This window comes from Tsukamurella sp. II2bb (assembly GCF_057815145.1).
The window spans coordinates 100,590-117,736 of sequence record NZ_JBYPZI010000006.1 but is presented as its reverse complement, the minus strand read 5'-3'; the positions used below and the strand labels follow the sequence as shown (position 1 = coordinate 117,736).

Sequence of the window (17,147 nt, the reverse complement as noted above, 5' to 3'; positions counted from 1 at the left end):
GCCCGGCTGCGGTAACGGTTCGGTAACGATCACTCCCCGGAATTTTCCTAAAGTCTCAATTGATGGTTGACTGTTTCTCGTGTGACTGATGTGACGAAAGTTGCACAAGAGACTTGGAAGGAGAGCGGCGCCACTTCCCCGGCGCCCAGCTGCCCATGAAGAAGACCCGTTCCCTCGGGGGCTTCGCCCCCGAGCGCCCCCGGCTCGCCCTCGTCGCGGGTTCGCTCGCGACCGCGACCGTCGCGCTCTTCGGTGCGCCCGGTTTCGCGTCCGCCGACCCCGCACCCGCCGCTCCGGCCCAGCCCCTGGCCGGCAAGACCGTCTTCCTCGACCCCGGCTCCTCCGTCGCGTCGGCAGTCGAGCAGGCCCGTAAGGTGGCCGATGGTCGCGGTGGCCAGGTGCCCTGCGTCAACCCCGTGGCGATCGCCTCGAACGGCACGCCCGACCACTCCATCAACTTCGCCGTGGCCAAGATGGTCGAGGCGGCGCTCAAGAGCCAGGGCGCCAAGGTCCTCCTCTCCCGCGCCGACGACGCCGGCTTCGGCGGTTGCGTCGACCAGCGCGCCACCGCGGCCAACAAGTCCGGTGCGGATCTCGCCGTGAGCATCAACAGCGCGGTCCAGGAGGCGGCTCAGCGCGGCTTCCTGCTCGAGACCGCCGCGCCCGGCGCGACCGATCCCAAGGTCACGGCGCAGCAGGCGGTCAGCGATCCCGCGACCACCGTGCTGCGTGACACCACTCGCGCGGGCGGGTTCGTGCCGGCCCAGTACCTCGGCGGTCAGGACGGCATCGCCAAGACCACGAACGCCCTGGCCTCGCTGGTGAACATCCCGCTCGTCTACGCGAACCTCGGCAACCTCGCCAACGCCGACGACGCGGCGCTGCTGACCTCGCGCGAGGGGCAGACCCAGTACGCATCGGTGATCACCAACGGCGTCATCCAGCAGCTGACCGGCAAGGTCAAGCCCGGCGGCGTCGTCGAGCGGCCCGTCGTGGCCCAGCCCATCGCGCCGCAGGTCGACCCGGCCGTGCCGGTGACCCCCGTCGCCCCTGCGGCCCCCGCCGCTCCGGCGGCTCCGGCGGCCGCAGCACCGGCGGCTCCCGCGGTGCCCACGGCCCCCGCGCAGACCCCGATCGTCCCCGCCGTGCCGGGCGCCGCGGCGCCGGTGAGCCCGACCACCGGGACCGGGACGTCCCCGATCGTGGCCGGCGTGCCGATGCTCCAGGGCGGCGCGACCCCCGGCACCTCGGTGCCGCAGCTGACGGCACCGTCGGCGCCGGCGGCGCAGGGCACCTCGGTGAACATCCCCGGACTCGGCCAGGTGGCGCTGCCGGCGCTGCCGACGATCTCGATCCCGGGCCAGTCCCAGCCGCTGGGCGTGAACAGCCTGTTCGAGATGGGGCCCAAGGCCGCCGAGTTCCTCACCAGCTCGCAGGGGCAGCAGCTCGTCAACACGCTGATCTCGAGCCCGCAGGCCTTCAACTCCCTGCAGTCGGCGCAGGGCCCGGCCGCCGCCCAGGAGATCCTCAAGGCGATCCTGAGCGCCGGCGCGCTCCTGCCGAAGTAGGAATCGCACCGCACCGACTTCCGCCGGGGACGTCACGCCCCGGCGGGAAGCGGTAGCGCGGCCCGATCTGGCAAGCTGGCTGATATGGCACTCCGCAATATCGTCCGGCTCGTCCACATGGCTCCGCCGATCAAGGACCTGAAGGGGAAGAAGGTCCTCGTCACCGGTGCGGCCAGCGGGATCGGCCGCGCTACCGCGAATCTTCTCGCGGCGCACGGTGCCGAGCTGGTGTTGACCGATATCAACGCCGAGCAGCTCGACGCCGTCACCCGCCACGTCACCGCCCTGGGCGCGAAAGTCATCGCGTCCAGGGCGTTCGACGTCTCCGACTACGACGCGGTGCGGGCCTTCGCGGACGAGGTCCACGCCGCTACCGGCTCCCTGGACGTCGTGATGAACGTCGCGGGTATCGCCGTCTGGGGCACCGTCGAGAACCTCACGCACGAGCAGTGGCGCAAGACCGTGGACGTGAACCTCATGGGACCGATCCACGTGATCGAGACCTTCGTTCCGCCGATGATCGCCGCCGGCCGAGGCGGCCAGCTGGTCAACGTCTCGTCCACGGCGGGCCTGATCGCTCTGCCGTGGCACGCCGCGTACTCCGCGGCCAAGTTCGGCCTGGTCGGCGTCTCCGAGGTGCTCCGCTACGACCTGCGCCGGCACGGGATCGGGGTCTCCGTCGTCGTGCCGGGTGCCGTGGAGACCGGTCTGGTGAAGACCGTGGAGATCAACGGGGTCGACCGGTCGAACCCCAAGGTGAACAAGGGCATCGACGCCTTCCCGAAGGTCACGGCCGAGAAGGCGGCGCAGGCGATCGTCGACGGGGTGCTGCGCAACCGGTTCCTCGTGTACACCTCGTTCGATACGCGGTTCGGCTACTTCTGGAAGCGGAAGTTCGCGCTGCCCTATGAGATCGCGATGCGCGTGGCGAACGACCGGTTCGCGTACCTGGCGAAGATCTCAGAGCGAGGTCAGTAGGCGCACGTGCTCCGCCCACACGTCCTCGAGTTCGTCCTGTGAGACGCCGGAGGACAGTTGGTGGAGCACCCACGCGGGGCTCAGCGTGGCCATCAGCGCCGCGGCCCAGACGTCGGCGTGGGCGGAGCGGCCCGCCTCGACCAGCATCGCGCGCACCGTCATCGACGAGACCCGCCACGGCGGGGCGTCGTACGGGTCGCGGGCGGCCTGCTCTGCGCCGCGCAGCAGGTCCCCGTGGCGCGCGATGAGCTGCATCCGGGCCTTGCCGTACTCGGTCAGGCGGTGCACGGGGTCGCCGCCCGGACCCAGCGGGGGCGGGCCGAACATGAAGCGGTGCTGCAGCTCGGTCTCGTCGTGATCGAGGAGGGTCTGCAGCAGTCCGGCGCGCGAGCCGAAGCGGCGGAAGACGGTGCCCTTGCCCACGCCGGCGGCCTGGGCGACCGCGTCCATGCTCACCGCGTCGACCCCGCGCTCGGCGAACAGGCGCTGCGCGGCCTCGATGAGCAGCTCGCGGTTGCGCGCCGCGTCGCGGCGCGGTTCGTTCTGCGGTTGCGCGAGGGGCAGGAGTGGTCCGGTCATCGGAGTGAGCCTACCGTGCGGGTTTTCGAGTCACCATGATCCTGGGGAAGAAATACGGACCGAAGTCCGTTAACGTGAGCGGACGCGGCCCGGACGGGTCGCGAGGAAGAAGTGAGGAACATGTCCGAGATCACCGTGCTCGCCGTCGTTGGTTCGCTGCGCAGCGGTTCGCTCAACCGCGAGCTGGCCGAGGTCGCCGCCGCGAACGCCCCCGAGGGCGTGCGGGTCGAGATCGCCGAGGGCATCGCCGATGTCCCCTTCTACAACGAGGACATCGACGGTGATTCGGCGCCTGCGGCCGCCGTCGCGCTCCGTGACCGCATCCGGGACGCCGACGCGCTGCTGCTTCTCGCCCCGCCGAACAACGGCACCGTCAGCGCCGTGCTCAAGAACGTCATCGACTGGGGCTCGCGTCCCTACGGTGCGAGCGTGCTCTCGGGCAAGCGGGTCGCCCTGGCTGGTGTGGGGCACCGTCTGGACACCACTCTGGCCGATGCCGAGCGGGCTGTGACCATCGCCGGCGGCGAGGTGCCCGAGGGGCTCGTCGAGGAGTTCCCGATCGCAGGCCTCGAGGGGAAGCCGGTCCGCGAGCACGACGCCGTCGCGCAGCGCGCGGAGGACCTCCTCGAGCGCCTCGTCGCCCCCGTGCGGTAGGTCGCCCGGCCGGGGCTCCGACGGTGCCGGGACGGCTTCCCGACGGTGTCGCGAGCCCCGGCCCGGCGTGTCGCCGATCCTCGGCGTGTCCTGGGGATTCACGATGAAAAACGCCCTACGGACCGTCTTGCGACCTGGTAATTCCACGAATGTTGTTCGCAAGTGGTTGTGTCGCTTCCCCGTGGGCACCACTAGGTGTAGTGTTCTGTGCACTGCGAGAGCGGACGGACCGAGAGGCGGTCCGGGAGGCATCAGACCGTCGTTGACGGTGCCGCGGGTCGCCCGAGTTCACGCAGGTAAACGTCCCGAAAAAACTTGTCAGTCCGTAGGTCGATAATCGGGTTCCGAGCAGTCCCGGGACCGTCCAGCGAAGGGGAGCCGTCCATGAGCCAGGTCGAGATCACCGTCTACACCAAGCCCGCGTGCGTGCAGTGCAACGCCACCTACAAGGCGCTCGACAAGGCCGGCCTGGACTACCGCGTGGTGGACATCACCGAGGACTCGGATGCCCGTGACTACGTGATGGCGCTCGGTTACCTTCAGGCGCCTGTCGTCGTCGCCGGCGATGCGCACTGGTCCGGCTTCCGCCCGGACCGGGTCAAGGCGCTCGTCGCGGTCGCCGCTACGGCGTAGCGATGCCCTCGCCCCTCGTCGTCTACTTCTCGTCGGTGTCGGAGAACACGCACCGATTCGTTGAGAAGCTGGGCCTGCGCGCCGCGCGCATCCCGGTCACGAGGGTCGAGGAACCGCTCACGATCGACGAACCCTTCGTCCTGATCACCCCCACGTACGGCGGGGGGAAGCAGGCCACCGCGGTCTCCGGCGGGGGATACGTCCCCAAGCAGGTGATCCGGTTCCTCAACGACCAGCACAACCGCTCCCTGATCCGCGGCGTGATCGCCGCAGGGAACACCAACTTCGGCGAAGAGTTCTGCTACGCGGGGGACGTGATCTCCCGCAAATGCCGGGTCCCGTACCTGTACCGCTTCGAGCTGATGGGCACCACCGAGGACGTGGAGCGAGTCCGTACCGGGCTCACCGAATTCTTCTCCCGCAACGATCTGAAGGAAAGCGCGCACGCATGACCGCCACCCAGGAAGACCTCGTCCCCTCGGCAAGCCAGTCCGGCGTCCACGGCGGCCCCGGCCACAGTGAGCTGGACTTCCATGCCCTGAACGCGATGCTGAATCTGTACGACAAGGACGGGCGCATCCAGTTCGAGAAGGACCGGGAGGCGGCGCGGCAGTACTTCCTGCAGCACGTGAACCAGAACACCGTCTTCTTCCACAACCTGGACGAGAAGCTCGACTACCTCCTCGAGGAGAACTACTACGAGCCCGAGGTACTCGAGAAGTACAGCCGGGAGTTCGTCAAGAGCCTCTTCGACGCGGCGTACGCCAAGAAGTTCCGGTTCCCCACCTTCCTGGGTGCGTTCAAGTACTACACCAGCTACACGCTCAAGACCTTCGACGGCAAGCGCTACCTGGAGCGCTTCGAGGACCGGGTCTGCATGGTCGCGCTGACGCTGGCCGACGGTGACGAGAAGCTCGCCGTCTCGCTCGTGGACGAGATCATCGCCGGCCGGTTCCAGCCGGCCACGCCGACGTTCCTCAACTCGGGCAAGAAGCAGCGCGGCGAGCCGGTCTCGTGCTTCCTGCTGCGCATCGAAGACAACATGGAATCGATCGGGCGGTCGATCAACTCGGCGCTGCAGCTGTCCAAGCGCGGCGGCGGCGTGGCTCTGCTGCTGTCGAACATCCGCGAGCACGGCGCGCCGATCAAGAAGATCGAGAACCAGAGTTCCGGCGTCATCCCGATCATGAAGCTGCTCGAGGACTCGTTCAGCTACGCCAACCAGCTCGGTGCGCGCCAGGGCGCCGGCGCGGTGTACCTGCACGCGCACCATCCGGACATCTACCGCTTCCTCGACACCAAGCGCGAGAACGCGGACGAGAAGATCCGCATCAAGACCCTGTCGCTGGGCGTGGTGATCCCGGACATCACCTTCGAGCTCGCGAAGCGGAACGAGGACATGTACCTGTTCTCCCCGTACGACGTGGAGCGCGTGTACGGCCTGCCCTTCGCGGACGTCAACGTGACCGAGAAGTACCACGAGATGGTCGACGACGCGCGGATCCGCAAGACCAAGATCAACGCGCGCGAGTTCTTCCAGACCCTCGCCGAGCTGCAGTTCGAGTCGGGCTACCCGTACATCATGTACGAGGACACCGTGAACCGGGCGAACCCGATCGCGGGCAAGATCACCCACTCCAACCTGTGCAGCGAGATCCTGCAGGTGTCGACACCGTCGTACTACAACGACGACCTGTCCTACGCCGAGATCGGCAAGGACATCTCCTGCAACCTGGGCTCGCTGAACATCGCGAAGACCATGGACAGCCCCGACTTCGGCGCCACGATCGAGACCGCGATCCGGGGCCTCACGGCGGTGTCCGATCAGACGGACATCAGCTCGGTGCCGTCGATCGAGAAGGGCAACAACCTCTCCCACGCCATCGGCCTCGGGCAGATGAACCTGCACGGTTACCTGGCGCGCGAGCGGGTCTTCTACGGTTCCGACGAGGGCGTGGACTTCACGAACATCTACTTCTACACGGTGCTCTTCCACGCGATCCGCGCGTCGAATCGGATTGCGCGGGAACGCGGCCAGTCCTTCGGCGGTTTCGCCGAGAGCAAGTACGCGAGCGGCGAGTTCTTCGACAAGTACACCGAGCAGGAGTGGAAGCCGGCCACCGCCAAGGTCGCCCAGCTCTTCGCGGACTCGGAGATCCACATCCCCACGCAGGACGACTGGCGCGCGCTCAAGGCCGACGTGCAGCAGTACGGCCTGTACAACCAGAACCTGCAGGCGGTGCCGCCCACCGGCTCGATCAGCTACATCAACCACTCCACGAGTTCGATCCACCCCGTCGCGGCGAAGGTCGAGATCCGCAAGGAGGGCAAGATCGGCCGCGTGTACTACCCGGCGCCGTACATGGACAACGACAACCTGGAGTACTACCAGGACGCGTACGAGATCGGCTACGAGAAGATCATCGACACCTACGCCGCCGCCACCCAGCACGTGGACCAGGGCCTGTCGCTGACGTTGTTCTTCAAGGACACCGCCACCACCCGCGACGTGAACCGCGCCCAGATCTACGCCTGGCGCAAGGGGATCAAGACCCTCTACTACATCCGCCTGCGGCAGATGGCCCTCGAGGGCACTGAGGTGGAGGGTTGCGTCAGCTGCATGCTGTGATGCTGTTCTAACTCGCTGGCCAGGGGAAAGTCCTCTGGCCAGCGTGTTTGATCCACTCCGTGTGCAGGCACCGCACCCGACCAGCCGGTCGCTTGCGTCTGGTGCAATGAGATCGGCGGGCGGGTCGGGTGTCCTGGCGTACGGCACTTAGGTGGGGAAGTCGGCGCTGCGGGAGAGGGCTTCGTTGGCCCGGATCGCGGTCACCTTGTTCTCCAGCGCGTCGATCACGGCGTCGTAGCCGCTGTTGCCCAGGACCAATCGGCGGGGCGGCGGGTTCTGGGCCATCGCCGCGACAACCGCACGGGCACCGCGATGCGGGTCGCCAGGTTGCACACCGTCCATCCCGATGAAGGCGGCGCGGACCTGCTCGAGCACGTCGTGGTAGTCTGGAATTCGCTCCTTGACCGGTTCGTCGGTGAAGCCTGAGTAGGCGTTGGTGCGAAACGCCCCCGGCTCGACGGTCAACACCGAAATGCCGTGCGGAGCGACCTCGTCGTACAGCGCGTCCGTGACGGCTTCGATGGCGAACTTCGTCGCGCTGTAGTAACCGAATCCGGGCGCTGATGCCAGCCCGGCCACCGAGGAGACGTTGACGATCCACCCGTTGCCGCGGGCGCGCATTCCCGGCAACACGGCCCGCGTCACGGACAGCACGGCGAAGAAGTTGAGTTCGAACATCGCCCGCACCGTGGACTCGTCCATCGCCTCGATCGATCCGTACCAACCGCGACCAGCATTGTTGACCAGCACGTCGATGCCGCCGAAGTGCTCCTCGGCCGCGCGCACCGCACGCTGCACCTGCGCAGCGTCGGTGAGTTCGAGAGGTACGATCAGAACTCGCTCGTCGTACTGCTCGGCCCAGGCCGCGAGTTCCTGCGGGCGGCGGGTGGTGACAGTGACACGGTCGCCGGACTCCAGCGCTGCCTCGGCGAACGCCACACCGAAGCCGCCGGGCGTGCCGCCGGTGATGAACCAACGCCTGCTCATGGCTCGATCACCAGCCGGCTGATCAGCGCACCGTCCAAAGTGAAGCGGTAGTGCAGGTCGACCTCGCCGCCGGGGAAGTCACCCTCCAGGTGCTGCCCGACGTCGACGACGCCAGGGACTGTCGTTGTCGCGCCGGTGAACTCGGAGGTGTACGTGTATTCGCCGGCTGAGGAGGTCAGCCAGGCCCCGATCTCGTCATGGCCCCGATAGTCGCGGCCGTCGTCGGTGACATGGCCATCGGCGGTGAACATGGCGACAGCTCGTCCGTCATCCGGTGTGCTGAGAGCCGTCATGAAGGTCTTCACGGGTTCGGGGAGAGCATCCCAGTCTGTGGTAGTCATGACTCGACTGTCGAGCTTCCCTTAAGGGGAAGGTCAACCCCGGGCCGGATGTACCCGTGGCCGCGCCCGACTGTCGGGTCCGCGTTCTCCCGTGCCGGTCACGGTGTCGACCTTCCCCCTAGGGGAGGCTGCACGATAGCCGCACCTGTTACGCGACGAGCAGATCGCAGAGGAGGACGTCATGGGTGCACGGGTCTCGATCGGTGACTTCGCGGTGATGACGAGCCTGAGCCGTAAGGCGCTACGCCACTACCACGAGATCGGCATACTCGAGCCGGCCGATATCGACTCTCACACGGGGTACCGCTTCTACGACACCAGCCAAGTCGACCACGCCCACATCATCCGCCGATTCCGCTCACTGGGCTTCTCCATTCCCGACATCAAGGCGTTACTGAGTACGGACGACGCCGCGACCCGAGCCGAGATCATCACGACTCACCTCGCACAGATGGAGGAGAAACTGCAGCAGACGCTCGACACCGTGGGTGCCCTGCGCGAACTGCTCTCGCCCGTGCGCACCCCTCCCGATGTGGAGTTGCGCCGCGAACCTGCGCTCGCTGTGTGGTCGGTCAGCGCCACCGTCGAGGTTGCTGAGATAGACGACTGGTTCGCCGCGACATTGGCGACATTGCGCCGCGCACTCGCCACGACCACGTGCGAATCGTCGGTGTTCGTGCCGGGCGGTCTCTACGACCGGGCACTGTTCCTCGAATCACGGGGCGAGGCGACCCTGTTCGTTCCCGCACCGCGCTTCCTCGCAGGCCCACCGGAGGGCTTGCGTGCCGAGGTTCTGCCCGCCGCCGAGTACGCCGTGCTCACTCACCCCGGCGGCCACGAGAAGGACATCGACCGCAGTTACGCGGCCCTGGGTGTGTTCGCGAACGAGCACCTGATAACCGGCCAGGGGCCGATTCGGGAGCACTACCTCGGCGCCTCGCTCCGTTCCCCGATGACATTCACCGCCACGGAGATCTGCTGGCCGATCTTCAGCACCAACCCACCCGTGCGCCCCTTCGAACGGGAATACTGACGAGCGCGAGTAGCACCATGCATACGGCCAGGTTGCTCCTTGCTCAGGTCTGCAACGTTCAGGCCCAGGAGCCGATGGCAGAGCTCGGACATTCCCGAGCCCGCTGCGTCGTCGGCATCGGCCAGGGGAGAGCTTCCACCTCGTGTGCAGGGACGGCCCGATACGAGCAGCGGCTGACCAACAGGATCGCCGGGATCGAGCGGGTTCGCTGACCATCGGGAGGCGCGGAGGTACTGTCCGAGGCACCGATGCATCATTCGAACCGAATGACACGTGACTAGCGGGCGGATCGGCGGATGCCCGCGCGAGGAGGCGGCGCACATGGCGGAGGCGGTACGGGGCGAGCGGACAGGCGCGCACCTGCTGGTCGACGAGCTGCTGGACGCGGGGATCGAGGTCTGCTTCACCAACCCCGGCACCTCGGAGATCCACTTCGTGGCCGCGCTCGACGACCGCCCCGCGATGCGCTCGATTCTCTGCCTGTTCGAGGGCGTCGCCTCGGGCGCGGCCGACGGCTACTTCCGCGTCACGGGGCGGCCGGCGGCCACGCTGCTGCACCTCGGGCCGGGACTGGCCAACGGCCTCGCCAACTTCCACAACGCCCGGCGCGCGCACAGCGGCGTGCTCAACATCGTGGGCGACCACGCCATCCGCCATCAGGGTCTCGACGCGCCGCTCCAGTCCGACATCGACGCGGTGGCCGGCTGGTTGGAGGGGCCGATGTACCGGCCGGGGCACGCCTCGCTGCGCGCCGACACCCGTGCCGCCGTCGCCGACTCCCGCCGCGCGATCGCGACCCTGATCCTCGCCGCGGACGTCTCGTGGGACGCCCCGGCGGAGGCCTCGAAGACGGCGACGGTGCCGGCACCGTCGGGCCAGGATGACGCGCCCGACATCGAAGGCCTCGCCGCGCTCCTCACCGACGACGGGCCCGCCACCGTCCTGCTGCTGGGCGGGGACGCGCTCACCGAACCCGGTCTGCACGCCGCCGCCCGGATCGCGGCGACGACCGGTGCGCGCGTGATCATCGAGACGTTCCCCGCGCACATCGCGTCGGGGCGCGGCGTGCCGAACTTCGAGCGGCTCGCGTATCCGGCCGAGCACGCCGTGGCCCAGCTCGCGGGCGCCCGGCGGCTGGTGCTGTGCGGCGCGGCGCACCCTGTCGCGTTCTTCGCCTATCCCGGACTGCCGAGCGACCTGGTGGCGCCGGGGACGGACGTCGTCACCGCGAGCGGGCACCGCGGAGCCGGCGCCGCGCTGGTCGCCGTCGCCGATCGGCTGGACGCGCCGACGGTGACCCCGGCATCGCCCGCACTGCCGACAGTGCCGGACGAGCCGCTCACCGTGCGGAACTGGGGCGCCGTGCTCGCCGCGGAGCTGCCGTCCGGCGCGATCATCTCCGACGAGGCGAACTCGAGCGGCTTCCTCCTGCCGGAGCAACTCGCGGGCGCCGCACGGCACGACGTGATGCGGTTGACCGGCGGCGCGATCGGGCAGGGGCTGCCGCTGGCCGTCGGGGCGGCGGTGGCCGCACCCGACCGGCCCGTGTTCGCGCTGCAAGCCGACGGCAGTGCGGCGTACACCATCTCCGCGCTGTGGACGATGGCCCGCGAGCGCCTCGACGTGACGGTACTGCTGCTGGACAACCGGTCGTACGCCGTGCTCGGCCGCGAGCTGGAGCGGGTGGGGGCCGCCTCCTCGACCGGGATCGCTCGGGCACTGCTGGACCTGTCCGACCCGGCGATGGACTTCACCGCGATCGCCGAGGGCTTCGGCGTGCCCGCCTCGCGCGCGGCGACCACGGGCGAGCTCGCCGAACAGATCCGGGCGGCGCAGGCCGCGCCGGGCCCGCACCTGATCAGCGTGACGCTGCCGGGCCCGGCCTGAGCCGAGCCGGAATTCCGGCACCGTCGGGCTCGGGACGGAGCCCGGACGGCCGAGCAGGGGCTCCACGACCACCATGCAGGAGACCGGCCCGTCCGGCCGGAAGCGGTCCCCGTCGTGAGGTGTACGCGCAGGGCATCCCTTCCGTCCAACAGCGCCGGTAGTGTCGAATCCGTGAGCCGATTCCGTCGAGAATGAGGAGCAACCGTGGCACACAACGATTTCGAGCAGATCTTCCCGCTCGGTGAGCCCAACGACGCCTTCGCGCAGTACTTCGTAGGGCAGAGCTATCTCGCCCCGCTGGCCTCGGGCAGCGTCCCGGTCAGCAACGTCTCCTTCGAACCGGGCTGCCGCAACAACTGGCACATTCACCACGGCACCGGTGGAGGCGGTGACCAGATCCTGATGTGCACTGCGGGTAGCGGCTGGTACCAGGCAGAGAACGAGGCGCCGGTGAGCATGGAGCCGGGAACAGTGATCCGCGTCCCCGCCGGCACGAAGCACTGGCACGGCGCGAAGGCCGAGTCGTGGTTCTCTCACGTCGCCTTCATCACGCCCGGCGACGGAGTCAGTAACGAATGGCTCGAGCCGGTCGCCGACGAGGCGTACGCCGCACTGCCGACGAACGGAGAGAAGGCATGACGATTCTGCACGAGACCTATACCCTGCCCGGCGGTGTCGAGATCCCAGCGCTGGGGCTGGGCACCTGGTTCATCGACGACGACAAGGCGGCCGCCGCGGTGCGCGCGGCGGTGGAGATCGGGTACCGCAATATCGACACCGCCCAGGCGTACGGCAACGAGGTCGGCGTCGGCGAGGGGGTGCGCACGAGCGGCGTCGCCCGCGACGAGCTGTTCGTCTCCACCAAGCTCGCCGCCGAGATCAAGGACTACGCCGGTGCTGTCGCCGCGATCGACGGCTCGCTGACCAGGCTCGGTCTCGATCACGTCGACCTCATGCTGATCCACAGCCCGCAGCCGTGGGACGACTTCCGCGGCGGCGACTACACCGAGGGCAACCGCAACGCGTGGCGGGCGCTGGAGGAGGCCCACAGGGTGGGCAAGATCCGGTCGATCGGCGTCTCGAACTTCCAGCAGGCCGACGTGGACGCCCTCCTGGCCACCGCGACCGTCGCGCCCCAGGTCAATCAACTTCTCGTGCACATCGGGAACACCCCGGCGGAGCTCCTCGATTACTGCCGGAGCAACGAGATTCTCGTGGAGGCGTACTCACCTATCGCGCACGGCGCGATCCTCGCCGACCCCGAGATCGCCGCCATGGCAGAGCGCTACGGCGTGAGCGTGCCCCAGCTGTGCATCCGCTACACAGTGCAGCTGGGCGCCGTCTCGCTGCCGAAGACCGCGAATCCCGAGCACATGCGCAGTAACGCCGAACTCGACTTCGTCCTCTCCGACGAGGACATGGCCGCCCTACAGGCACGCACCGAGGTCGACTACGGCGAATACCGGGCGTTCCCCGTATTCAGTGGTAAGTAGGCACAGCAGCGGCCGCCGCGTACGGTGGGCCGCGAACCGAGAAACAACCTCCCTGGCCGGTACGGCTAGTGAGCGGTCGAGGCAAGCTCCGCCGCCGCCCGCTGGTGAAGTTCCTGCACCTGCTCGGCCTGTCTGAGCGCCTGCTCGTCGTAGCGCTCCACGGCGTCGCGATCGACACTCAGAGCTGCAGGGCTGAGTGCCAGACCCAGTTCCCACATGGCCTTCTTCGCCAGCAGAAGCGACCGCATCGCTTCCAACGCCGCCATCCTCCGCAACTGGCCGTCGATCGGACGAACGGGGGCAAGAACGGACCTCACGGTCGCGGTCAGAACCAACGCCGGGCGCAACCACACCTCCGGCACCGAGCTGAGCGATCGCGTCCACCGCTGCACGAAGTCGATCTCCTCGGCTAGTTCGGCAGGGAGGGAGTTCAGCTGCCCATCGGTCCAGGGATCTGCGGCGATGAGCTCCGCCAGACGAATCCCGAACGAGGCACCGAGCAGATGCGTCCGGAGGTAGACCGCGAACTGTTGACGATCCCAGAAGTTCATATCGCCGTAGTATCACGGCTCACCAGGATCGGCACGCCGTGCGGGACTGCCGCACGACCAGCCGGTCCGATTCGCCGCCGCGCCGAAATTCGGTCGCGCGCGGTCGCACCGCCCGGATAGCGTGGAACCTCTCCGGGCGGCGCCGGGCTCGCGAAGCAGGTGCGGGCCCGGAGAACCGAGCGATCACGAGGTGCGACATGACGATCACGGTGGTGGGCCCCGAACACGCTGCGACGGCCGCGCGACTGCAGGTGGACTTCGCGGTCGAGTTCGAGTCGCCGACACCACCGGCGGAGGTGCTCGAGCCGCGGTTCCGGCGACTGATGGCGGACCCGGCCGCCTTCGTGCTGTTCGCCGGAGATCCGACGGGGCCGGACGGCTACGCGGTCGTCACCCTGCGGCCGACCGTCTACTGCGACGGCCCGCTCGCAGTCCTCGACGAGCTCTACGTCGTACCGCGCCTCCGGGCGGGCGGGATCGGCACCCGGCTGCTCGGCCGCGCGGTCGATGAAGTGCGCGCCCGGGGCGGTGGTGAGATGCACATCAACGTCGACGAGGTGGATGTCGATGCCCGGCGGTTCTACGAGCGGCACGGATTCGTCAACATCGAGCCGGGCACCGACTACCGGATGCTGTGCTACATCCGCGAACTCGACTGACCCCGAGAACCGGCGTCCACCCCGTCGCTGCTCATGCCGGGGCCACGCGCTGCTTCCGCACCGCGCCCGGTAGCACGATCGCCGAGCAGAGGAGGAAGCACACCGCGCCGAGGCAGGTGCCCAGGTTGGTGAGGACGATGTCCTCCGTCAGGCCCGACGGTAGTACGTACGCGCCCACCGCCGACACGCCGAACAGCACGGAACCGGCGAGGTTGATCGTCACCGACCACCACTGCAGCGATCGCGGGCGCCACCACCCCGCCGTGTGCCCGTAGGCGACGATCGCGACCACCCCGCTGACCAGGAAGGCCACCGAGCCCGCGGCGTTCGGGCTCCACACGAGATCCCGCTCCTCGCCCGGAGTGTGCAGGTCCACCGCCGCGCCCGTGCTGATGTTGAACAGCACCGTGCCGAACGACTGAGTGGCTGCGGCGAGCCAGTCCGCCCGGATGCCGTGCACGGCACCGTCGGCCTCGGTTCCCCCGGACACCCGCGGCCCGGCCAGCGCCAGCTGCATCAGCCCGGCTGCGGTGAAGAACCACGACCCCACGAAGAACATCAGGTTCGCGTTCGACGCCCCGACCAGCGCTGCGAATCGGGGTGCGGCGCCCAGCGCGAACAGGGTGGAGCCGACGATGAAGGCCCAGCACTGATGCACTGTTGTGGGGCGGAGCACCAGCCTCGTTCCGATGAAGGTTTCCCCTGTCACGGCGGGTCAGTGGTGGAAGATCGGGTGCTGCGATGCGCTCGGCATGGGACTGTCCAGCCCCTCGAGGAACTCCACCTCCTTGCGGATGTCACTGAGCAGCGACACCGCGAGGTCGTGGCTGAGCCCGTTGCGCACCACGATCCGCTGCACCGTCATATCCTCCATGCCCTCGGGCATCGGGTAGGCCGGCACCAGCCAGCCGCTCAGGCGGAGCCGGTCGGACAGGTCGTAGAGATCCCAGTTCGGGCTCGCGTCGTCGCGGAGCCGCCACGCGAACACCGGTATGTCGGAACCGTCGCTGATCAGCTCGAACGGGCCGATCTTGGCGATCTCCGAGGAGAGATAGGTGGCCACGTCGATGCAGCCCTGCTGCACCTGCCGGAAGCCCTCGAAGCCGAGCCGCAGGAAGACGTAGTACTGCAGCAGTACCTGGGCTCCGGGCCGGGAGAAGTTCAGCGCCAGTGTCGGCATGTCGCCGCCGAGGTAGCTGCAGTGGAAGACCAGGGACTCGGGCAGAGCGTCGTTGTCGCGCCATACGATCCAGCCGACACCGGGGTACACCAGGCCGTACTTGTGTCCGGAGGTGCTGATCGACGCGACCCGCGGCACCCGGAAGTCCCATTCCAGATCGGGCTGACAGAACGGGGCGATCATGGCGCCCGAGGCGCCGTCGATGTGGATCTCGACGTCCAGGCCGGTCGTGGCCTCGATCTCGTCGAGCGCGGCCGCGATCTGCGTCACCGGCTCGTACAGGCCGTGGTAGGTCACACCCATGATCGCGACGACGCCGATGGTGTTCTCGTCGACGTACTTGTCCAGGTCGTGGCCGTCCAGCACCATGTGCTCGGGGGAGACCGGGATCCACCGCGGCTCCACCTCGAAGTAGTTGCAGAACTTCTCCCAACACACCTGCACGGCGGTGCTGAGCACGATGTTCGGGTTCTCGGTGGACTTGCCCGCGGCCTTGCGCTTGGCCTGCCAGCGGCGCTTGAGCGCGAGCCCACCCAGCATGCACGCCTCCGACGAGCCGATGGTCGAGGTGCCGATGGTGTTGCCCGGGTCCGGGTTGTTCCACAGGCTCGCCAGGATCCGCCAGCAGCGCTCCTCGATCGCGGCGGTCTGCGGGTACTCGTCCTTGTCGATCATGTTCTTGTCGAACGTCTCGGAGTACAGCTTGGCGGCGTAGTCGTCCATCCAGGTGCCCACGAACGTCGCCAGGTTCAGGCGGGCGTTGCCGTCGAGCATCGCCTCGTCGTGCACCAACTGGTACGCGATCTCACCGAGCCGCGCCTTCTTCGGCAGTTCGAATTTGGGTAGTTCGGTGGCCTCGCCCGGGCCCAGGAACACTGACCGCAGACTCAGTGCGTCGGATTCGTTGCCGCGGTGCCGGTGGTGCATGTGCTTGCTCATGAACGGGTCCTCCGTTTGCTCGATCGGACTCTGTGGGAATCGGGCCCCCGGCCGGTACACGCGCACCGCCGAACCGCCCCGAATCGACCATAGTCGCCGAGCCTCGGGTACGGGTGAGCAGTCACGCGGTGTCGATGCCTTCGTGCAGGTCGACGGTGCCTAGGGGGTGTGGCCGCCCGCGCCGCCGGCGCCGCGCTGGTCGCCCGCGGTGTCCGACCGCGGAGATCGCCCCTTCTTCCGGACGATCGGTTCTCGTCTTCGACAATGTTCGTCTGACCGGGACGGAGGTGTCAGCGACGGTGTTTGAACGGACCGTGCAGCGGTTACCTCGTTCCATGACTTCAGCACTTGCGATCATCTGTACGCTCAAGCCCTCGCCCTCGGGATCGAGTAGCGAACTCCTCGCCGGACAGGTGCTCGAGGAACTCGGCGGGCACGGTGTGTCCGGCACCGTCGTCCGTGCGGTGGATCACGACATCAAGCCCGGGGTGGAGCGCGACATGGGCGGCGGCGACCAGTGGCCGGAGGTGCTCGAGCAGGTCCGTGCCGCCGACATCGTCGTCCTCGCGACACCCACCTGGCTCGGACACATGTCCAGTGTCGCGCAGCGCGTTCTCGAGCGGCTCGACGCGGAACTGTCGCAGACCGACGACATGGGGCGCCCGTCCATGCTGGACAAGGTGGCGATGTGCGCCGTCGTCGGCAACGAGGACGGCGCGCACAAGATCATCGCGGACGTCTTCGGGGCCTTGGGCGACATCGGATTCTCGGTGCCCGCTCAGGGCGCGACGTACTGGAACGACGAGGCGATGGGCGGTCGCGACTACAAGGACCTCGAGAGCGTCCCGGACGCGGTCGCCACGACCACCGCCAACGCTGCGCGCAATGCTGCGCACCTCGCCGAACTCCTGGGCCGGTCTCCGTACCCGCCGTACCGCTGAGACCTTGCCCGGATCGCGAACCGCCTCGGGGCCACTGCCCCGAGGGAGTTTACTTGCTTCCCCAAAAGGGAGGAGAAAGGGTCCACAGGGGACCC

18 protein-coding genes are annotated in these 17,147 nt (G+C 68.2%); 12 read left to right on the top strand and 6 right to left on the bottom strand.

The annotated features are described in order from the left end of the window. Nucleotides 1-155: 155 nt before the first annotated feature. Together AC21LY_RS14855 and AC21LY_RS14850 are read left to right on the top strand one after the other, a co-directional pair. Complete coding sequence (locus tag AC21LY_RS14855; RefSeq protein ID WP_489047283.1) at nt 156-1,568, top strand: N-acetylmuramoyl-L-alanine amidase family protein; 1,413 nt, start codon at nt 156-158, stop codon at nt 1,566-1,568. A gap of 84 nt (nt 1,569-1,652) precedes the next feature. Beyond that, nucleotides 1,653-2,546 carry an SDR family oxidoreductase gene (locus AC21LY_RS14850; protein WP_489047282.1) on the top strand — a complete coding sequence of 298 codons (894 nt, stop codon included), beginning with the start codon at nt 1,653-1,655 and terminating at the stop codon, nt 2,544-2,546. Here AC21LY_RS14850 and AC21LY_RS14845 read toward each other — a convergent pair. Next, nucleotides 2,529-3,125: a TetR/AcrR family transcriptional regulator gene (locus tag AC21LY_RS14845; RefSeq protein ID WP_489047281.1), complete on the bottom strand. Its 597-nt coding sequence runs from the start codon at nt 3,123-3,125 to the stop codon at nt 2,529-2,531. The genes AC21LY_RS14850 and AC21LY_RS14845 overlap by 18 nt on opposite strands. Nucleotides 3,126-3,245: 120 nt before the next feature. Between AC21LY_RS14845 and AC21LY_RS14840 the strand changes: the two genes are divergently transcribed. The 4 genes from AC21LY_RS14840 to nrdE all read left to right on the top strand — a co-directional run bounded on the left by AC21LY_RS14840 (nt 3,246) and on the right by nrdE (nt 7,041). Beyond that, nucleotides 3,246-3,779, top strand: coding sequence for an NADPH-dependent FMN reductase (locus tag AC21LY_RS14840; RefSeq protein ID WP_489047280.1), 534 nt, complete (start codon nt 3,246-3,248; stop codon nt 3,777-3,779). A gap of 384 nt (nt 3,780-4,163) precedes the next feature. Then, on the top strand, nt 4,164-4,412 hold the full coding sequence (nrdH, locus tag AC21LY_RS14835) for a glutaredoxin-like protein NrdH (protein ID WP_489047279.1): 249 nt from the start codon (nt 4,164-4,166) through the stop codon (nt 4,410-4,412). 2 nt (nt 4,413-4,414) lie between these two features. Continuing rightward, the gene (nrdI, locus tag AC21LY_RS14830) at nt 4,415-4,864 is read left to right on the top strand and encodes a class Ib ribonucleoside-diphosphate reductase assembly flavoprotein NrdI (protein WP_489047278.1); all 450 of its coding nucleotides are present in this window, start codon (nt 4,415-4,417) and stop codon (nt 4,862-4,864) included. Continuing rightward, entirely contained in the window at nt 4,861-7,041 is a 2,181-nt protein-coding gene (gene nrdE, locus AC21LY_RS14825) for a class 1b ribonucleoside-diphosphate reductase subunit alpha (RefSeq protein WP_489047277.1), read from the top strand. The genes nrdI and nrdE overlap by 4 nt, the downstream gene beginning before the upstream one ends. Nucleotides 7,042-7,188: 147 nt before the next feature. On the opposite strand, the gene AC21LY_RS14820 is transcribed toward nrdE, so the two are convergent. Both AC21LY_RS14820 and AC21LY_RS14815 read right to left on the bottom strand, forming a co-directional pair. Further along, complete coding sequence (locus AC21LY_RS14820) at nt 7,189-8,028, bottom strand: SDR family NAD(P)-dependent oxidoreductase (RefSeq protein ID WP_489047276.1); 840 nt, start codon at nt 8,026-8,028, stop codon at nt 7,189-7,191. Further along, a complete protein-coding gene (locus tag AC21LY_RS14815) occupies nt 8,025-8,321 on the bottom strand; it encodes a nuclear transport factor 2 family protein (RefSeq protein ID WP_489047531.1) in 297 nt (98 codons plus the stop codon). Before AC21LY_RS14815 ends, AC21LY_RS14820 begins: the two co-directional genes overlap by 4 nt. 229 nt (nt 8,322-8,550) lie before the next feature. On the opposite strand from AC21LY_RS14815, the gene AC21LY_RS14810 reads away from it, so the two are divergent. The 4 genes from AC21LY_RS14810 (at nt 8,551) to AC21LY_RS14795 (ending at nt 12,782) form a co-directional block, all read left to right on the top strand. After that, nucleotides 8,551-9,402: a MerR family transcriptional regulator gene (locus AC21LY_RS14810; protein WP_489047275.1), complete on the top strand. Its 852-nt coding sequence runs from the start codon at nt 8,551-8,553 to the stop codon at nt 9,400-9,402. Between the two features lie 321 nt (nt 9,403-9,723). Then, on the top strand, nt 9,724-11,289 hold the full coding sequence (locus tag AC21LY_RS14805; RefSeq protein ID WP_489047274.1) for an acetolactate synthase large subunit: 1,566 nt from the start codon (nt 9,724-9,726) through the stop codon (nt 11,287-11,289). A 204-nt stretch (nt 11,290-11,493) separates the two neighbouring features. Then, nucleotides 11,494-11,928 carry a cupin domain-containing protein gene (locus AC21LY_RS14800; RefSeq protein WP_489047273.1) on the top strand — a complete coding sequence of 145 codons (435 nt, stop codon included), beginning with the start codon at nt 11,494-11,496 and terminating at the stop codon, nt 11,926-11,928. Then, the gene (locus AC21LY_RS14795) at nt 11,925-12,782 is read left to right on the top strand and encodes an aldo/keto reductase (RefSeq protein WP_489047271.1); all 858 of its coding nucleotides are present in this window, start codon (nt 11,925-11,927) and stop codon (nt 12,780-12,782) included. Before AC21LY_RS14800 ends, AC21LY_RS14795 begins: the two co-directional genes overlap by 4 nt. Before the next feature lie 65 nt (nt 12,783-12,847). Here AC21LY_RS14795 and AC21LY_RS14790 read toward each other — a convergent pair whose 3' ends face one another. Then, nucleotides 12,848-13,333, bottom strand: a complete 486-nt coding sequence (locus AC21LY_RS14790; protein ID WP_489047270.1) for a hypothetical protein — start codon at nt 13,331-13,333, stop codon at nt 12,848-12,850. Between the two features lie 197 nt (nt 13,334-13,530). Here AC21LY_RS14790 and AC21LY_RS14785 point away from each other — a divergent pair, with 197 nt between their 5' ends. Then, complete coding sequence (locus AC21LY_RS14785; RefSeq protein WP_489047269.1) at nt 13,531-13,992, top strand: GNAT family N-acetyltransferase; 462 nt, start codon at nt 13,531-13,533, stop codon at nt 13,990-13,992. Nucleotides 13,993-14,023: 31 nt separating this feature from the next. Here AC21LY_RS14785 and AC21LY_RS14780 read toward each other — a convergent pair whose 3' ends face one another. After that, nucleotides 14,024-14,701, bottom strand: a complete 678-nt coding sequence (locus tag AC21LY_RS14780) for a hypothetical protein (protein WP_489047268.1) — start codon at nt 14,699-14,701, stop codon at nt 14,024-14,026. Between the two features lie 6 nt (nt 14,702-14,707). Then, the gene (gad, locus tag AC21LY_RS14775; protein WP_489047267.1) at nt 14,708-16,111 is read right to left on the bottom strand and encodes a glutamate decarboxylase; all 1,404 of its coding nucleotides are present in this window, start codon (nt 16,109-16,111) and stop codon (nt 14,708-14,710) included. Nucleotides 16,112-16,446: 335 nt separating this feature from the next. Between gad and AC21LY_RS14770 the strand changes: the two genes are divergently transcribed. Next, on the top strand, nt 16,447-17,052 hold the full coding sequence (locus AC21LY_RS14770) for a flavodoxin family protein (protein WP_489047266.1): 606 nt from the start codon (nt 16,447-16,449) through the stop codon (nt 17,050-17,052). Nucleotides 17,053-17,147 lie beyond the last annotated feature (95 nt).

Excerpts from the sequence above, each read along its gene's own strand:
- gad (WP_489047267.1), bottom strand. The coding sequence starts at position 16,111 with ATGAGCAAGCACATGCACCACCGGCACCGCGGCAACGAATCCGACGCA.
- AC21LY_RS14790 (WP_489047270.1), bottom strand. The coding sequence starts at position 13,333 with ATGAACTTCTGGGATCGTCAACAGTTCGCGGTCTACCTCCGGACGCAT.
- nrdH (WP_489047279.1), top strand. The coding sequence starts at position 4,164 with ATGAGCCAGGTCGAGATCACCGTCTACACCAAGCCCGCGTGCGTGCAG.
- AC21LY_RS14770 (WP_489047266.1), top strand. The coding sequence starts at position 16,447 with ATGACTTCAGCACTTGCGATCATCTGTACGCTCAAGCCCTCGCCCTCG.
- AC21LY_RS14805 (WP_489047274.1), top strand. The coding sequence starts at position 9,724 with ATGGCGGAGGCGGTACGGGGCGAGCGGACAGGCGCGCACCTGCTGGTC.
- AC21LY_RS14855 (WP_489047283.1), top strand. The coding sequence starts at position 156 with ATGAAGAAGACCCGTTCCCTCGGGGGCTTCGCCCCCGAGCGCCCCCGG.
- AC21LY_RS14785 (WP_489047269.1), top strand. The coding sequence starts at position 13,531 with ATGACGATCACGGTGGTGGGCCCCGAACACGCTGCGACGGCCGCGCGA.
- AC21LY_RS14820 (WP_489047276.1), bottom strand. The coding sequence starts at position 8,028 with ATGAGCAGGCGTTGGTTCATCACCGGCGGCACGCCCGGCGGCTTCGGT.
- AC21LY_RS14815 (WP_489047531.1), bottom strand. The coding sequence starts at position 8,321 with ATGACGGCTCTCAGCACACCGGATGACGGACGAGCTGTCGCCATGTTC.
- nrdE (WP_489047277.1), top strand. The coding sequence starts at position 4,861 with ATGACCGCCACCCAGGAAGACCTCGTCCCCTCGGCAAGCCAGTCCGGC.
- AC21LY_RS14845 (WP_489047281.1), bottom strand. The coding sequence starts at position 3,125 with ATGACCGGACCACTCCTGCCCCTCGCGCAACCGCAGAACGAACCGCGC.
- AC21LY_RS14810 (WP_489047275.1), top strand. The coding sequence starts at position 8,551 with ATGGGTGCACGGGTCTCGATCGGTGACTTCGCGGTGATGACGAGCCTG.
- nrdI (WP_489047278.1), top strand. The coding sequence starts at position 4,415 with ATGCCCTCGCCCCTCGTCGTCTACTTCTCGTCGGTGTCGGAGAACACG.
- AC21LY_RS14795 (WP_489047271.1), top strand. The coding sequence starts at position 11,925 with ATGACGATTCTGCACGAGACCTATACCCTGCCCGGCGGTGTCGAGATC.
- AC21LY_RS14840 (WP_489047280.1), top strand. The coding sequence starts at position 3,246 with ATGTCCGAGATCACCGTGCTCGCCGTCGTTGGTTCGCTGCGCAGCGGT.
- AC21LY_RS14850 (WP_489047282.1), top strand. The coding sequence starts at position 1,653 with ATGGCACTCCGCAATATCGTCCGGCTCGTCCACATGGCTCCGCCGATC.